Annotated in this window: 17 protein-coding genes and 3 pseudogenes; 13 read left to right on the top strand and 7 right to left on the bottom strand. The window is 68.5% G+C overall.

The annotated features are described in order from the left end of the window. Positions 1-17: 17 nt before the first annotated feature. Positions 18-596: pseudogene (locus ACFWBT_RS09635) on the bottom strand (lytic transglycosylase); the annotation flags it as partial. Between the two features lie 526 nt (positions 597-1,122). Between ACFWBT_RS09635 and ACFWBT_RS09630 the strand changes: the two are divergent. Beyond that, positions 1,123-1,965 (top strand): hypothetical protein, encoded by an 843-nt coding sequence (locus tag ACFWBT_RS09630; RefSeq protein ID WP_385697728.1) that lies wholly within the window; start codon positions 1,123-1,125, stop codon positions 1,963-1,965. Positions 1,966-2,807: 842 nt separating this feature from the next. Next, positions 2,808-3,086 (top strand): hypothetical protein, encoded by a 279-nt coding sequence (locus ACFWBT_RS09625; RefSeq protein ID WP_385697726.1) that lies wholly within the window; start codon positions 2,808-2,810, stop codon positions 3,084-3,086. Between the two features lie 1,144 nt (positions 3,087-4,230). Here the strand turns inward: ACFWBT_RS09625 and lexA are convergent. Next, positions 4,231-4,584 (bottom strand): annotated as a pseudogene (lexA, locus tag ACFWBT_RS09620) (transcriptional repressor LexA); the annotation flags it as partial. 33 nt (positions 4,585-4,617) lie between these two features. Between lexA and ACFWBT_RS09615 the strand changes: the two are divergent. The 9 genes and pseudogenes from ACFWBT_RS09615 to ACFWBT_RS09575 form a co-directional block, all read left to right on the top strand. Next, positions 4,618-4,798: pseudogene (locus ACFWBT_RS09615) on the top strand (transcriptional regulator NrdR); the annotation flags it as partial. Between the two features lie 427 nt (positions 4,799-5,225). Continuing rightward, complete coding sequence (locus ACFWBT_RS09610; protein WP_385697724.1) at positions 5,226-5,549, top strand: helix-turn-helix domain-containing protein; 324 nt, start codon at positions 5,226-5,228, stop codon at positions 5,547-5,549. Further along, a complete protein-coding gene (locus ACFWBT_RS09605) occupies positions 5,536-6,054 on the top strand; it encodes an ImmA/IrrE family metallo-endopeptidase (RefSeq protein ID WP_385697722.1) in 519 nt (172 codons plus the stop codon). Before ACFWBT_RS09610 ends, ACFWBT_RS09605 begins: the two co-directional genes overlap by 14 nt. Before the next feature lie 544 nt (positions 6,055-6,598). After that, positions 6,599-6,799, top strand: a complete 201-nt coding sequence (locus ACFWBT_RS09600; RefSeq protein WP_385697720.1) for a hypothetical protein — start codon at positions 6,599-6,601, stop codon at positions 6,797-6,799. Continuing rightward, on the top strand, positions 6,793-6,882 hold the full coding sequence (locus ACFWBT_RS09595) for a DUF3892 domain-containing protein (RefSeq protein WP_385697719.1): 90 nt from the start codon (positions 6,793-6,795) through the stop codon (positions 6,880-6,882). Before ACFWBT_RS09600 ends, ACFWBT_RS09595 begins: the two co-directional genes overlap by 7 nt. A gap of 113 nt (positions 6,883-6,995) precedes the next feature. Beyond that, positions 6,996-7,256 carry a multiubiquitin domain-containing protein gene (locus ACFWBT_RS09590; RefSeq protein ID WP_385697718.1) on the top strand — a complete coding sequence of 87 codons (261 nt, stop codon included), beginning with the start codon at positions 6,996-6,998 and terminating at the stop codon, positions 7,254-7,256. Next, entirely contained in the window at positions 7,231-8,400 is a 1,170-nt protein-coding gene (locus ACFWBT_RS09585) for a ThiF family adenylyltransferase (protein WP_385697716.1), read from the top strand. Before ACFWBT_RS09590 ends, ACFWBT_RS09585 begins: the two co-directional genes overlap by 26 nt. Next, positions 8,397-8,792, top strand: a complete 396-nt coding sequence (locus tag ACFWBT_RS09580; RefSeq protein WP_385697715.1) for a DUF6527 family protein — start codon at positions 8,397-8,399, stop codon at positions 8,790-8,792. Before ACFWBT_RS09585 ends, ACFWBT_RS09580 begins: the two co-directional genes overlap by 4 nt. A gap of 530 nt (positions 8,793-9,322) precedes the next feature. Then, positions 9,323-9,874: a hypothetical protein gene (locus tag ACFWBT_RS09575; protein WP_385697714.1), complete on the top strand. Its 552-nt coding sequence runs from the start codon at positions 9,323-9,325 to the stop codon at positions 9,872-9,874. A 270-nt stretch (positions 9,875-10,144) separates the two neighbouring features. Here the strand turns inward: ACFWBT_RS09575 and ACFWBT_RS09570 are convergent, their stop codons facing one another. The 5 genes from ACFWBT_RS09570 to ACFWBT_RS09550 form a co-directional block, all read right to left on the bottom strand. Continuing rightward, positions 10,145-10,822, bottom strand: coding sequence for a class I SAM-dependent methyltransferase (locus tag ACFWBT_RS09570; protein WP_385697712.1), 678 nt, complete (start codon positions 10,820-10,822; stop codon positions 10,145-10,147). 158 nt (positions 10,823-10,980) lie between these two features. Then, on the bottom strand, positions 10,981-11,445 hold the full coding sequence (locus tag ACFWBT_RS09565; protein ID WP_385697710.1) for a hypothetical protein: 465 nt from the start codon (positions 11,443-11,445) through the stop codon (positions 10,981-10,983). Between the two features lie 144 nt (positions 11,446-11,589). After that, positions 11,590-12,045, bottom strand: coding sequence for a hypothetical protein (locus ACFWBT_RS09560; protein ID WP_385697708.1), 456 nt, complete (start codon positions 12,043-12,045; stop codon positions 11,590-11,592). Positions 12,046-12,160: 115 nt separating this feature from the next. After that, positions 12,161-12,754: a hypothetical protein gene (locus ACFWBT_RS09555; protein WP_385697707.1), complete on the bottom strand. Its 594-nt coding sequence runs from the start codon at positions 12,752-12,754 to the stop codon at positions 12,161-12,163. Then, positions 12,751-13,287, bottom strand: coding sequence for a hypothetical protein (locus ACFWBT_RS09550; protein ID WP_385697706.1), 537 nt, complete (start codon positions 13,285-13,287; stop codon positions 12,751-12,753). The genes ACFWBT_RS09555 and ACFWBT_RS09550 overlap by 4 nt, the downstream gene beginning before the upstream one ends. A gap of 206 nt (positions 13,288-13,493) precedes the next feature. On the opposite strand from ACFWBT_RS09550, the gene ACFWBT_RS09545 reads away from it, so the two are divergent. Together ACFWBT_RS09545 and ACFWBT_RS09540 are read left to right on the top strand one after the other, a co-directional pair. Next, a complete protein-coding gene (locus ACFWBT_RS09545) occupies positions 13,494-14,777 on the top strand; it encodes an XRE family transcriptional regulator (RefSeq protein WP_385697704.1) in 1,284 nt (427 codons plus the stop codon). Continuing rightward, positions 14,774-15,313: a GNAT family N-acetyltransferase gene (locus ACFWBT_RS09540; RefSeq protein WP_385697702.1), complete on the top strand. Its 540-nt coding sequence runs from the start codon at positions 14,774-14,776 to the stop codon at positions 15,311-15,313. Before ACFWBT_RS09545 ends, ACFWBT_RS09540 begins: the two co-directional genes overlap by 4 nt. Positions 15,314-15,691: the final 378 nt, after the last annotated feature.

Raw genomic sequence — 15,691 nt, 5'->3', positions numbered from 1 at the left:
CCGGCCAGGTACGGAACTCACGACTTGGCCACCATGAGTTCGACGGTCAGGGTCGCTCCGCCGGTGGTGGTGATGCGGAGCAGGAAGGTGCCGGTGGTGTCGTCGGCGTACAGCTTCGGCAGTTCGAGCAGGCCGTCGGCGTCGGTGGTCAGGGTGGTGAGGGTGCGTACGGTCTTGCCGTCCGCGTCCTTGAAGTAGGGGCCCTTGTCGTTCTCGGTGGCGTCGTCGGCGGACGTGACGAGGGTCGCGGTGGCGGCGACCTTGCCCGCGGCGGCGCCCTTGTAGGTGGCCTTCACCTCGACCTGGTCGGCGAACTCGCCGCCCGGCACGCAGGTCGGCGCGGTGTCGCCGGTGCGGGCCAGGGTGTCGGCCTGGCGCGCGGTGACGGTCGCGGCGTAGTCGAGGCCGGACATGACGCGGCCCACGACGGTGACGCGGACGGTGAAGTCACCGGTCTTCTCCCCGGCCACGAGCGCGGGCGCGGTGGCGGTGGCGAGCTTGTCGGTGACGACGGTGGCGACGCTCTCCCCGCCGGTGAAGGCCGCGTCCGTGTCGCCGATGATCGTGAACCGCACGCGGACCTTCGCGACGGCCTCGGTCTCGCTCTGGGTGGCGTACCACCGATCACGACGCCTGGAACGCCCGCGAAGCACAGCGCTGCCGACGTCCGGTTCCTGTGCCCAGTGTTCCCTCTGCGCTGCCCACTTCTGCTGCCGTGCCCGCTCCGCTTCCTCGCGCCGGCCCCGCCTCAGGACGGGCACTGCCCGGAATGCCGCGCCGACCTCAGCCAGCAGCACCCGCCCCTGCGACAAGCCCACTGCGGCCGCCGCCTGCGAACCTGCCCCTTCGTCCGCCAGCCGCTGCGCTCGGCACCGGCTACGGGGAGACTGCGTCTGAGTGGCATCTGGCTGCAAATGCGGGTGCGGTCGTCCGTCACAAGCCGACGGACAGATGTAATTACTCTCCGTAGAGATTTTGCAGGCAACTCACCCCTCTTCATGTGACATCGAGGACTTCTGAGCTCTAGTATTCGTCACTATGAGTAGTGGAATCCTTGTTGAGGGGAAGCTGCGTTCCAGTCAGCTTCCCCTCCCGACGTCACTTGTTCCTCAAGCCAGTGGCGTGTACCTCGTAACCCCTCACATCGCCGCGGCCTGGCTGCAGTTGAACCGGCCTGAAAACCGGCGGATGTCTCAGCGGGCGGTGGCCAGTCTGGTTTCGGCGATGCTCGCGGGCGAATACCTGCTCACCCATCAGCCCGTCGCGTTCGACGCCCTTGGCCGCCTGATCGACGGTCAGCACAGGCTGGCAGCCGTCGTTCAGTCCGGTGTGACCGTTGAAATGTGGGTGATCACGGGGGCCGACCCCGATACCTTCGGCGTGGTGGACACCGGCCTGGCCAGGCGCCCAACACAGTTCCTCCGCGTCAAGCACTCCACGAACGTCCACGGGGCTCTCGGCATGATCCGGTTCGCCGAAGCATGCCAGGCCAACGACGGCCAGGTACCCGACAGCTTCCAATTCACGATGGACGTCAAGCCCTGCCTGGACATGCTGGCCGAATGGCCCGAGGTACAGGACTACGCCCAAGCCTCGGACCGAATCTTCCGGGCCTGCCGACTCCCCCCGGCGCCCCTGCTCGCCGTGCTGGCCCAAGCAGCACGAGGAAGCTACCCGGAACTGCTCGGCACCTTCGTAGGGCGATTGAAGGACGGTGCCGAGCTGGCGAGCAACTCGCCCATCCTGGCCCTGCGCCGGCGAGGCATGGAGCACCGGACCGGCATGCGCGCCTTCAAGGACCGGGTGGCGATGTACGGAGTCATGGTCAAAGCGTGGAACGCGCACACTCAGGACAACGGCATTTCCTGCCTGAAGTTCACGTTCCATGACGCCGATGACGCCGAACTCCCCACTCAGAGAAAGGGCAGCACCGGCCAGAAGGAACGGATGCCTGCAGTCAACTGACAGCAGTGAGGGAGCCCGAGTTCCAGTTTCGGGCTCCCTCACTGAGTGCGGAGCCTATCCGCCCATCTTGCCGCGCCACCGCAAGAGGCCCCGCGCGTCGTTCACGCCACTCCGCCGGGCTGCCGGGGCGTGTCTCCGTTCTCCACACCAAGGAGGCGGCTCGACTGGCGCGCCCCGACCTCTTGCTCCACCGTACTGGTGGCTCCTGGGCGGGTGTCCCTGCGGCAAGAGGCAAATCCGTGCGAGGAAGGTCCACCGTTTCTGGGTCACCGACGCCGACCGGGATCGCATCGAGGACCCCTACGGCGCTCCCACCCGTCTTCCCCCGGTACAAGAGGCAGACCAGCAGCAGGTCACGGCCAGCCTGAACAGGCCCACATGCCAAGTGCCGGCCACAACCCCCGCGTCAACGTGCACCAATCCCACGGGCACTGAGCGTGTGCAGCACCTGCTCCCCGCCAAGCCCTCGGCGCCCGCAGCCGAGACAGCAGCCGACCTGGCGACCGAACCGGCCCTCACCCTGTACTTGCAGCGTCAGCCGGCGCCTCCTGCGGGTGGGAGTCGCACCGGGCTGCCCGTGACGATTGCGGGCTGCTGTCGGGCGGCGTTACGAAAATTTCCTCATAGCTACCTGCCTGTGGGCTGCTCTGAGCTGGGGGAATGCGCAGTTCACGGATGGTGGTGTCGGGTGACGTTTCTCTTGCTGTACGTTCGGTCCCGGTCGGGCATCCGTGTGCCTGGCTGCTGATACTCCGCTTCGGCGGGGTTTTTTTGTTGGCCGGATCCGGGAGCCCCCGACACGACGTGTCGGGGGCTCCCGTGCGTTACAGGAGAGGTGTTCAGTGGATCTGGGGGTGGCCCTCGTGGCCTTTGCACTTGGCCCGGTGTTGTTGGCGGGGGTGGCAGTCGTTGCCATCGTGGTTCATGGACGCATTGCTGCTCGGGCGGTGGAGCGGGCCCGCCGTGAGGATCTGCCGCACCTGGTAGATGTCAGTGGCACCGCGCTGGCGCGTCTGCTGAGCGAGGTCCGGCCGCGGTTGCGACGGATCGCCGTTCCTACGGCTGCTGTACAGGACCAGACGGTCGACGGCGTGGTCGGCGGCGAGGAGGGGGCTCGGTGAAGAGGCGTCTGTACGGACCAGATCACGACCCGGTCGGCCGTCGGGTCGGTGAGGACGTTCTGGGACGAGCTCTGCGGGAGGTGTGCAATGACGCCGAACGCCGGCTGCTGCTGCGCTACTTGCATGGCGCGCCTCCACAGCAGCTTGCCCGGGACATGGGCCTTGGGCTGGGGAGTTTCCAGATGCTGGTCGGCGGTTTGCTGAACAGGATCCGCACGTCGAAGTACGCTTCAGCGCTGCGCCAGGAGCTCGCCGGTGCACCTCGTCATAGTGCTGATGTGTGGGCTGGCGCTGCGGAGGTGCCGGTTCACCGGTGTGTTCGTCCGGGTTGCGGGGCTCCTCCCTTCCCACAGCGGACGAGGGGGCGGCCTCGCCGCTTTTGTTCTTCTGCGTGTCGGCAGGCCGCCTACCGTGAGCGTCTGCAGACGGCGGGGAAGCCTGCATCCGTAGACGCTCAGCCGCAAGGCCCGCGGCTGACGGACTATTCCGCCGCTCTTCCTGCGTTTCCCGAACCGCTGGACTGGCCCGTCCCGGTCGGCTTCTCAAGCTATCTCGAGCGAGTAGTGACGCGTTGGAACTCTCCAGAGGCCCGCATCCAGACTCCGTCGGCCGCGTCCCAGCTGCCGTTCCGGTTCTCAGCGCTGCATACTTTCGCGGGGATGGCACCCGACGGCCTGAGGCTGGTGCTGACGACATGCTCCAAGGCCAACGTGGGAGTACTCCGACACTGGCTGACGGCTGCTTCCCGGCGGGGGTTTGGGCGAGCCGTTGAGCCGTCGCGGGCCAGCGGCTCCGCTGCCCTGTGGCCGCCCACCCTCACCTCACCGATGGCGCTCTGTCTGCTCAACCCCCGCTTGCAGGGCCGCAGGATGTGGACGTGGGTGCACTCGGAGTGGTGGTCTGCTTCGTCGGGGGATTTTGTACGGGCACTGCACGAGCCAGGTCTGATGGCGTTGTTCTCAGTGCCGCATCGGGGGCGTGCAGCGGAGCAAGCACCGTCGGCTGCTCCCTGGGCACCGGTGGCAGGAAGCGCCCGCCGACAATTCGGCTCGTCCGCATACTCCGGTCTGAGGCGAGCGGCCCCTGTCGTGGCGCGGCCACGAGCGAGGCCGAGACACCGGTAAAGCCTCGTGGCGGACCCCCACCAGTCCCCGTCGTAGATGGCGGCTTCGATCATCGAGTCACCGACGACCTTCAGGACGTACAGCTCTCCGTCGCCGACCAGCTGGCGGGGGAGTGGGAAAACGTCCTCGACCGATTCCTCGGCGAGGATCGGGCCGCCGGTGGCGATCCGGCCGACGAGCGGCACATAGGACGCGGCCGGCTTGCCGGCCGTGTCCGTGGGCTGCACCGACGACTGGTCGGAGCCTCGCACCTCGTACGCGCGCGGGCGGTGCGGGTCTCGGCGCAGGAAGCCCTTGCGCTCCAGTGCCATGAGCTGATGCGCGACCGAGGAGGTGCTGGAAAGGCCGACGGCCTGACCGATCTCCCGCATCTCCCGGGCGACGCTTCGGCAGCAGGGTGGGGATTGATGCACTGTCCCTTCTGCAGGCACCCGCACAGCCGCGTCGTCGACAGCCGTACGACCGACGACGGCACGTCGATCCGCAGGCGTCGCCAGTGCCCCGACTGCTCCCGTCGTTTCACGACCGTGGAGACGTGCTTGCTGATGGCGGTTGAAGCGTTCCGGTGTGACCGAGCCCTTCAGTCGACGACTTCGAAGCCGCCGTTGCGGGACTCAGGCAGGTGAAGGACGACGGAGGCCGCGAGTACGCGGAAGGCGCGTTCCGTCTCGAAAGCGGCAGGGGTTGGTCGTCTGCGCGGCTGAACCCGCTGCCCCGGCAATGTCGCCCGCGGGATTTCGTGGTACGTCGGCGGTGTCGCAGCGCCGCATCCTCCCGCCTCTCGGATGCCGAACGCGGCCGACGAGCCGTAATGGCGCCCAGTACCGGCCCGTCAGGGGGCAACGTCAGCACCGGCGAGCGGATCGCCAGCCTGTGCTGCCCGAAGCGGGAGGCGTTTCAGCAGCCGTGCTGCCTGATCGAGCCGTCCTTGAGGAGTCCCGGGGGTCGCTGTGGTGGTCTTGGTGAGGTTGGACTAAGTTGGAATGTCAGTGTCGCTGTCATTGCAGGGAGTCTTGTGGACGATGTTGAGCGGGATTTCAATGCTGAGATCGGGCGGCGGGTCCGGGCGGCGAGGGTGCAGACGAAGCTGACGCAGGAACTGCTCGCGCGGAAGACGGGCCTGACGCGCGGCTCTATCACCAACATCGAGTCCGGAACGCAGGCTCCGCCGCCGTACCGGCTGGTGCGCCTTGCCTCGGCGCTGGGAGTGAAGCCGGCCGAACTCCTGCCGGGACTGGACGAGCCCGGTCATGCGGCCGAACTGCCTGAGTATCTGGCGGACACGGTGGCGTCCCTTGCCTCGGCGGCAGATCGGAGGGTGCGCGATGGCCAGGTCTGACGCGGAGGCCCGGACGCTGCTGGCGGAGTTCGGCATTGATGAGGCCCCCATCGATCCAGTGCAGCTTGCCGAGAAGCTGGGTGTCTTTGTCGTGCCGCAGGACATGCCGGCCGACGTCTCCGGCATGCTGCTGCGCCGTGGGGACGAGCAGGTCATCGGTGTGAACCAGAAGCACCACGAGAACCGGCAGCGGTTCACGGTGGCGCATGAGCTCGGGCATCTGCGGCTGCACCGCGGCCGTCCGCTGATTCTGGACACCGATACCCGTGTCAACTTCCGTGACACGGTCTCGAGCATGGCCACCGACCGTGAGGAGATGGAAGCCAACCGCTTCGCGGTGGCTCTCCTGGCCCCTGAACCGATGGTGCGCCGCGCGGCACGGGAAGCCGAGTTCCGTACCGCCCAGCAGTTGGTGCATCTCATGGCCGAACGCTTCAAGACGAGCGACATGGCCATGAACTACCGGTTGATCAATCTCGGCGTCATCGCAGACCCCACGACGTAGTACCGGACTGCTTGTTGAGGGGCCGCCTCGTCGAGGCGGCCTCTTTTGAGCAGGTGTATGACAGTGACGCTGTCCCTCAAAAGTTGTTGCGCTAGTGGATGTTCTCGTGCTGCACTTTCTGTAGGTCAGAGGCCGCCGAGGCCTCTGGGACGGGAGGTAAGCCATGTCTGGCAAGACCGGTAAGACGAGTGGGTCTGGTGGGAAGCGTGGTCGGAGTGCGATCACCGGGCGGTTCGTCAAGCAGTCGACGGTGCGCAGGAACCCGTCGACCACGGTGAACGAGAGCGCGTCACGCGCTTCGAAGAAGAGCAAGTAGGCGGGCCTCGAGCCCGCCTTTCGCTATCCCGGCCTGCTGCAGTAAGCCAGGGAGGTGGAGCCTTACGCATCACCACGGCCGACCGTCTTTGCCGCTCGCCGCGTTCCTGGCGACAGGAACCAATGCCTGACCGCTCATCACACCCTTATCCATGACCCCGTACTGGGGCGATGAGCTCCGCAGATCGACCAGGAAAGGCCGGTCAATACGGCTGACAGGAAGGAAGACATGACTATTCAGATCACCGCGGTGCGTCTGTCGCCCGGCGGCACCACGCACGAACACATCATCCACCTGTGGTGGACCGAGCAGGCGTCCGGAAAGACCGGTGACAACCCTCGGGCGCAGATCGTCGACTGGATCGAGAATCAGGCGGCAAGGCCTACACCAGCGACCGAGCCGGGCACCGCACGGAAGTGGCTGTGGTGACGCCCACCCGAGGCGCGAAGTACCTGCGGACCCACGCCGACGGCGTGTGGACCAACAACCTCCTCGCCCTTCCCCGGCGCTGACCCGCCGTCAACACGACTGTCTGGCGGGCCGCCCCCTTCGGCGGCCGCCGGAAGCCCCAGCCACGCCCGGGGCACCCCGGGCGGACAGACGACACCCCACTCCAGGAGGACCCATGTCTCAGGACAGCCACGGCCCCGCGCCCGTCACGATCATCGTGAACACCCGCCCTCATCCGTGGGAGGCGAAGGAGATCACCTTCGAGCAGGTTGTCGAGCTGGCGTACCCCGGCCAGCCGCCGACTGATCAGGACACCTACACCGTCCGCTACAGCCGCGGCCACGACGGGCAGGGGGCGGGCACCCTGACGGCTGGCCACAGCGTGCCAGTGAAGAAGGGAATGGTCTTCGATGTCTACCGCACCTCTCGCTCGTGACCCGGACCTCTCGCGCCTCCTCGACGACGGCTACGACGTCGTCTTGCAGGCAGGGCATCTGATCGTCCGCCACATTCCGTACGTCACCCCGGCGCGGGCCGTCGAGCACGGTTTCCTCGCCTACCCCGTGACCGTCAGCGGCGACCGCATCGTCTCCGGCACCGACCATCGCATCTGGTTCGGCGGGGAAGCACCATGCGACGAGCACGGCCGCCCCCTGTTGCTGGCCAACTCCGAGGCCCGCGCCATCGCCGAGGGACTGCAGGCGCAGTTCATGCTCTCCAGCAAGCCGAGCCCCGACGGCTATCCCGACGAGTACACGAAGATCACGGCGTACGCGCGCATCCTCGCCGACCAGGCCCAGGCCATCGACCCGTCCGTCACACCCACCCCCGGCGCGGCCTGGCAGGAGGTAAACGACGACAGCCCCTTCGTCTACCGCGACACCGCCACCTCACGCGCCGGCCTCGCAGCCGTGAATCGCCGCCACCGCGGCCACCACATCGTGATCGTCGGTCTCGGTGGCAGCGGCAGCTACATCCTGGACCAGATCGCCAAGACCGAAGTCGACACGATCCTGCTCATCGACGGCGATACCTTCGACAACCACAACGCCTTCAGGGCCCCCGGCGCCCCCACCATCGAGGTGCTGCGCAGCCGCCCGAACAAGGCCGCCTACTTCGCCTCGCTCTACTCGAACATGCACCGAGGCGTCACCTCCTGCGAGCAGTTCCTGGACGAGGACAACCTTGCCCTCCTTGAGGGAGCCACCTTCGTCTTCCTCGCCTCCGACGACGCCGCCGGCAAACCGGCGGTCATGGACTGGCTCGAGGCCCACGAGGTGCCCTTCATCGACGTGGGCATGGGAATCGAGGAGATCGACGGCCGACTCAGCGGACTCCTGCGCGTGACCACGAGCCTGCCGGGCCGCCGTGAACAAGCCCGCCGACGCATCCCGCAGCCGGCCCCTGAAGGCGACGCCTACGCACGCAACATCCAGACCGCAGACCTGAACGCGCTCAACGCCGTCCTGGCCGTCAACCGCTTCAAACGCTTCATCGGTGTCTACGCGGACGCGACCGACGAAGGCTTGTCCACCTACTCGCTGATCACCAACGAGATCGCCAACGAGGACCTGCCATGACCGCGACGAACACACTGCGCCCGGTGTTCGTCGAGACCTTCCCGACAGCGATGGAACCGGCAACCCTGTACGTCTCGATCTCGTACCGCACATGCGGCCACCTGTGTGCCTGTGGCTGCGGTCACGAGGTCATCACACCGCTGTCACCGGGACAGTGGTCCCTCACCTACGACGGTGAAAGCGTCTCCCTGGCACCTTCGATCGGCAACTGGGCGCTCCCATGCCGGGCGCACTACTGGATCCGCAAGGGCGAGGTCCACTGGAGCCGCCGATACTCCATGGCCGAGATCGCAGACAACCGCGAACGCGACCGCCGCCACCTCATCGGAGCCGTGAGCAACGAAACTCCCGGCCTGCTGGCTCGACTCCGACGGCGGCTACGCAGGAGATGACAGAGACGCGATGGCTGCCGAACAGGCCCGCGCTGGGTGTGGGCCGACCAACCTCGGCATCGACCTGATCTCGGCCGCCGGCGGCCCCCGGAGGGCAGGAATGGCTCACCAGTGGGGCGGCAGGGTCACGCCAGCAGGAAGAGGCGACCCGTTCGACGGCACCAGGCCAGGTGGTGCCTCTCCGCTGACCGTGTCGAAGCTGAACGGTGCGCCGGAGAGCTGAGCACCGTTCAAGTCATTGGCTGCGCCGGAGAATCGCGCCAAGCGCAGACGCCTCCGCTGCGCCCGCAAGGCCGTCCGCCGCCACCGTCCCTGCCGGGCAGGCGGCGAGGCGTGGGAGCCGGTGGCGGTGGCGGCCGAGGTACTGCGCGGTGAGCTTTCACGGCCGGGCCGCTACCACCAGCGCCGAGCCCGCGCGGTGATCGAGCGGCTGACGGGTGTCACGCTCGGCGCCGCGCAGGAGATCGCGCTGGATGTGTGGGGTGCTGTGTACGGCGAGACGTCGGGCACGCTGCACGGCAAAGCCCGCAGTGGAAGGACGCGCCATCGTCCTGTACCGCGAAATCCTTGCCGCGGCCCGGGAGCTGCTGGTGCCGCTTCCGGGCCGGGCGGCCCGCGTCCTGGAACTCGCCGCGCTGACGCATCCGGGCTCCGTCGAGGCTGCCGAGCTCGCCGGGTGGGCGGATCCGCGCGCCAGCTACTTCTTCCGCTCCGGCCCGGCGCCCGTGTGGCTTGCGGTTCTGCAGGAGCACGCGCCGTCTCTGCTGATGCCGGACCGGGCAGCCGACGGACGCTGGCCGGCCGCCCCGTTCCTCGAACACGCCGCCCAGGCGGATCCCGGCGCCGTCCGGGCGTGGCTGGCCGCACCGGACGACCAGGACCCTGCGGTCAGTCGTGCGCACAACGCAGCCGCGGCCGGCCGCCACGCCCTGGACGCACTGCTGGGCCTCGCCATACGTCACACCGACGTCGTCGATGCCGCCCAGGTGCGCGCCGTCCTCGCCGACACCGGGGCGGTGCGCTCCGGCGGGGGTAGACGCCCTGGTTGGGGCGGGTCGTCGTCGGGGCCGCCAGCGGTCTGAGCCGCTGCGGGTCCCACCGGCCGTTACGCCATTCACGGCCGATGCGCTCGTTCACGCCGACGAGCGCGGACGCTTCCTTGTTGCTGTGTCCTGCCTTCACGAGCCGGAAGTATTCCGCCCGCTCAGCCTGGAGCTTCTTGCGCCCCTGCGCTGTCCGGACCTGGCGGATGTCGAAGTCCATCGCACCCCTTGAGCCGGGGTGTTGCAACGGCCACTACAACCCAAGGGGGTATGGACGAGCGCGGCTCTGTCTTTCGAGAGCCGGTCTGGTTATCCGGGGGCGCATGCGCGCACGAGGAGCGTGCCGAGCGCTGCGGGGTCCGGGTTGGGGAGGACTTCCGCGCGGATGTCGGTGAAGCCGTGGCGCTTGAGAATGTCGGACCACTGGGTGGCGCTGTACTGCCAGCGGTACACCGTCAGTTCGCTCTCGCGGCCTTCCAGCCACTTGCCGCCCATTTGCTGCGCGCCGTACTGGCCGGTGATGGGCTCGCGGTGGGAGAAGGCGAAGACTCCGCCCGGCTCAAGACGTTTGGCGATGCGTGGAAAGAGCTGTTCAGGGTCGCTGAACCAGACGGCGCCCCACGTCGAATAGACGGCGTCCCAGGTGCGCGGGTCGTCGTCGAGGAACGTGCAGGCCTCGGCGTGGACGAACTCCAGTCCGGGGACGTCGTCCCAGAATGCGCGGGCGCGGTAGACCTGCACGGGCGAGAAGTCCACCGCGGTGACCCGGGCGCCGGAGCGGGTGAGGAACGCGGCGTTCTCCCCTTCTGCTGGCCCCAGGTCGAGGACCGTTTTGGGGGTGCCCAGGATCTCCGCGCCGGGCCCGTCGTTGCCGACACCGGTCCAGTCGAAGCGCTGTGCCGCGGGGCGCGGCTGGGGTCCGTCGCCCCGGTGCGGTTTGTACTTGTCCCAGTACTCGGCTGCGGTCAGTGGGGCGGCGCTGGACATGTGGCTCCTCTGAGGAGAGACGAACTCCAGAGGCGTCACGCTAGCGAACGTCGCCGCCGTGGCGTACGGGAAAGATAGAAACCGTTATATATATGCGCAAAGACGCCCGGGGCCGCATAAAGCGGTCCCGGGCGCAGAGTGGCCCTACGGCCTACCGGTCAGTGGCAGCTTGTGCCGGGTGCGCAGGGCGTGCACTTGGAGAAGTCCGCCTCCCACAGGCTCCAGTCCACCGCGAAGCCGTTGTCGGCGATGACGTGGGCGGTGCGCTCGACGCTGCCGTCGTACTTGAAGGCGATCTCCGGGATGTGCTCCAGGAACTTCCCGTCGAACCACTCCTCGCAGAACTCGCGGTAGTTGCGGGTGTCCAGGATGAAGCCGTGGACGGCGATGTCCACGATCCGCCCGCAGCCGATCTCCAACCGCTGGTCCCACTTCTCCATGGCGGTGATGAGGTAGGCGACCGCCTGGCCGAACAGGCGCTCCGCCATGACCTTGTCGAACGGGTGGTCACGCATGAGGAGAAGGATCTGGCGGTCCCACACGTCCGGCTTGACGTACGTCCGCGGGTCACGGGTGACCGTGTATTCCTCGCGGTCCTTGGCGATCGTTGTCGGTGTTGCCATGGTGCCCTCCGGTCGTCGGATTGCGTGGCGCTACCTGCCCGGCCGACGGCTGAGGGCCAGGCTGTCCCGTACCGCGGGGCGGTGCGGGGGTGGAGAGGCGCCAGCCGGGCGATGACGGGGGAGCACCCCTCAGCCGGCGCCGGTCTATGTGGGCTCGGGACCACCGGTCCCGGGCAGATAGGACAGGAACACACCGCGTTGGTGCAGTCGTTCGAGCACGTCTGCGTAGGCCTTGCTGTCCGTGGTGATGGCGGCCCGCCCGGTGGCGACGATGCCGTGCGCGAAGCCCTGCGCCGCATACAGGAAGGCCTCGGTGAAACCGGTCCGCTGCTCGATCGCGGGGGCCTGGCCGACGTCGGCGAACGAGGACCGTGTGACGTGGCACCTCGTGCGCTGCACGTGCTCCTCGATCAGCTTCAGGTCCGTCCGCCGCTCGACGCCGGGTCCGGCCAGCACGTAGGGGACGACGCGTACCGTGCGGTGCGCGCGGCGGGCCGCGGCGATGATGTCCGCCTGGTGGCGCCTGCGCAGGATCTCCAGACGCACATCCCCGGGCCGGGGCGTGGCGGGGAGCGCCGGGTATCTGCTGGGTGTGGTCACGTCGCGTTCCCTCACGGTTGGGCCTCTGCCGCCGAGTGCCAGGTCAGGGGCCCGGCGGCAGGGAGTGGAACCGTCTGCGGCGGAGGGCCGAAGCAGCCGCCACCGCACGCGGAGATCAGGAGATGGTGCTCAGGAACCTTCCGAGGAGTTCCTCGTGCGGGACTGGACCGGGCTGGAACCGGTCGAGGAAGTCGCGCAGCGGCCAGTGCGGCACGAGGCGGTCACCGCGGCACGGGCGCAGCCAGTACGGGCCCGGGGGCTCTGTCTGGGCAATCGGCGGGAGGGCGAGCTCGTATGGGGCACCCAGGCACGTGCCGTACCGCAGGGGCTCCCACACCGCGTGCGTGCCCGGGGGGACGAGCCAGATCAGCCACCCCCGCTCGGGGTCCTCGATCACCGGCCCGCAGCAAGGGGCGGCCGCGCGCTGGCCAGGGACATGCTGGACTTCGTCCATGAGGCTCACGACGGCGTATGCCTCGGGGCCGGAGGCGGTGACGACGACGTCGAAGAACCGTCCGCCTAAAGGTAGTTGAAGCGGTGCTCCCCGCTGTAAGTCCGCCAGGTTCCGCACACGTGCGGCCAGGTCACGCATGTCCGGCGCGACGTCCTCGGGGGCGATGTCCTCGCCGCGCACCGTGAGGTCGACGCCCGCGGGCGTCGCGCTGCTGCGCCACGTCGCCGGGCGCTGGGGCAGAGGTGTGCGCGTCACTCGGAACCGTCCCAGGTCGCGGGGATGATGGCCTGCACCGTCTTGCCGACGGCCAAGCCGCAGTCGTCGCTCTTCACGTCCCAGAACAGACGGCCGCGGTAGTGGGCCACCCACCACAGTCCCTTGGGCGGTCCTTGAACCTCGCCGCTCTGGTTGGCGACCTGCTCGAACCCGGGGAACTCCGGGAGCGCGTCCTCAACCTCGATGACCAGTTCGTTGGTTTCGGGGAGGCCGAACACCCGCAGGTACACGATGCCGCCGGGGAGGGGCTTGCCGTGCTTGACGGCGTTGTCGACGAGCTTGTCGGCGACGCGCGAGGCCTGGTCGATGTTGCCGTTCCAGCGCGCGACCGTCAGCCAGGGCCGCATACGTAACCGGGCGTTCGGGCCCGCGTTGTGGGTAGCGGCGAGCGGCCAGAACTGCAGGAATCGGGGGCTTTCCTCCGTGAGTGGCAGCAGCGTGGCCGTGCTCGCGCGCGGTGGTGCGGCCGCTGCTTCTGCGGGGGTGGGCGGGCGCTGTGTCGGCGGGTTCACGGGGGACTCCCCTGGGTTCTGTGCTGGGCGGGCACTTCGGCGAACGAGGGCGATGGCTGCTTGCGCAGCGGCTGTTCAGCAACCAGGTAACTCCCTTGCGCAGCAATCTGGTTAGGGCGATCGAGCATTGTTCCGGCGGACCACCCTAGGGTGATTTGACTATCACTTTGCCTGACGGACGGGCAGCAAGTCGCTACGGTGCGTGCATGGATGCCACGCGCAATGAGGCTCTTGAGGCGTGGATGGACGAGCACGGCTACAGCTCCAACAGCCTGGCTGACGCGGTGAACAGGGCCCTTGAGCAGCTCACCGGGCGGACTGGCGGACTGGACGGCTCGTCCGTCCGGGACTGGAAAGCGGGTCGCGTTCGCTGGCCTAAGTCCGCCACCCGCAAGGCACTTGAGGCTGTCAGCGGCTTACCCGCCACCGGCTTAGGGTTCGTGCCACGGGGCCGGACTTCGTCCACCCCAGTCGCACCGCAGGAGGACCCCGATATGAAGCGCCGTACTCTCGTCGGCGGTATCGCTGTCGCCGCCGCAGCAGCTGCCGCCCCCGGCCCCGCACGACCCCGCCGTATCGGCATGAGTGACGTCGGCCGCCTACAGCAACGCTTCGCCGAGGTCATCGCGAGCGACCACCGGTACGGCGGCCAGCTCGACATCGAGCAGCGGGCCGCCGTACTCGCCGACGAGGCGCTGAACCTACAGAACGCCGGCAGTGCCACCCAACGCGTACGCAGCAACCTGTACGGGTGCGCTGCCTCGTTCCGGTCCTCCGCGATGTGGGCGGCTATCGACGGCCGCCGCTACGCCGATGCGAAGGCGCACATGCGCGAGGCCCAGGCCCTCGCCGAGATGTCCGGTGACCAAGCGATCAAATTCCGCATCTGGAGCCACGCGGGGGCTATGTACCGACACATCGGCCGCCCGGCCGAGGCCTTCGCCGCGAACGACGTCGCCCGCAACCTGCACATCACCCGCCGCGACCCGATGTTCGCCTCCCTCGGCCTGGCCCGGCAGGCAGCCATCCATGGCGCAGCGCAGGACCGCACGGGCACCCGTCGTGCACTCGACCAGGCGCAGGATGCGCTGCAACGCATGGACCCGGACGCCTACCGGCCGGTGTGGCTGCTCGCCTTCTACGACCAGGCCGAGCTGAACTCCCTTGCCCTCTCCGCTTTCCTCGCGCTCGGCGACTACCAGACCGCCGAGTTCCATGCGCACCACTGCCTGGCCACCCTGCGGCCGCACATGCGCCGGTCCCACGCCATCACCGCCACGCGCCTTGCCCACGCCCAACTCGCCCAGGGCGACCTTGAGGCCGCCGCGGCCACAGCCATGCAGGTACCTGTCGACGCCGCTACCCAGCACGCCCGTGTCTCCCGCATGCTGCAAGAGTTCGGCGCCGCGCTCCGTGCGCGGGCGCCGCGTAGCTCCACCGCGCAGACCTGGACCGAGCACACCCGCGACGCCTGGAAGGCCGCCGCATGACCACGGCACCCACGACCGAACTCCGCACCTTCACCGAGCTGGATCCCATCCGTGGCGACGTGATCGACGTATACGCCGCGGTGCGCGCGCCGCTGCTCCACCTGCCGAACTACGCGGTGACCGCTTTCGGCGAGCGGCTGGACCGGCACGGCGCCGAGCCGGGGATCGTGGTCGTCCTCGCCTACGCCGACGAGCAGCCGGTCGGCTACGCGTACGGCAACCGCATCGAGCACGGCGACCGGTACTGGCAGCGTACTGCCCCGGCACCGGCGGAGGAGTACACCCGCCGTCCGGCCGTGGCATTGAAGGAGATCGGCGTACGGGACGAATGGCGGGGGACCGGGACGGCACGACGTATGCATGACGCCTTCCTCGCCGCGCGGGACGAGTCGTACGTGACGCTCATGGTGAACCCGGCGGCCGGTGACGGGAAGGTCCACCGGCTCTACCGGTCGTGGGGCTACCAAGACCTCGGGCAGAGCCAGCCGTCACCAGCATCGCCGATGCTCACCGTGATGATTCGCCCAGCCCGCTGATGTAGGCGGAGGCCGTCTCAGTCCCCCCGGCTCCGTGGCGTCCTGCTCCGCACGGGCCACTGCGGGCGTGGGCGGGACCGGCGTACAGCGGCACGGCGTTGAGCGGGTCCCGGGTGCCAGCCCGGTGGGGCGGTCGTAGACGGGTGTCTGCGGTGTGCGAGCCGTCCGCCCACCGGCCCGCCTTGTTCCGCTCGGCGAGCGGAACTTTCCGCGTAGCCAGGTCCGTGTTCGCTCCGGCCCGCCACGAGTGGGACGTGACCTTCTTGCCGTCGATCTACGGCACGCCCGCACGGTCGGCGAGCACCTGGAGCCGCTCGTTGAGCGATCCCGGGCGCAGCCGGACGCCGTGCTTACGGGTCGCCGGGTACGACCGAAGGC

This window comes from Streptomyces sp. NPDC060027 (assembly GCF_042737005.1).
Lineage (GTDB): Bacteria > Actinomycetota > Actinomycetes > Streptomycetales > Streptomycetaceae > Streptomyces.
The sequence above is the reverse complement of the archived record's forward strand: the minus strand, read 5'-3'. Positions and strand labels throughout refer to the sequence as shown.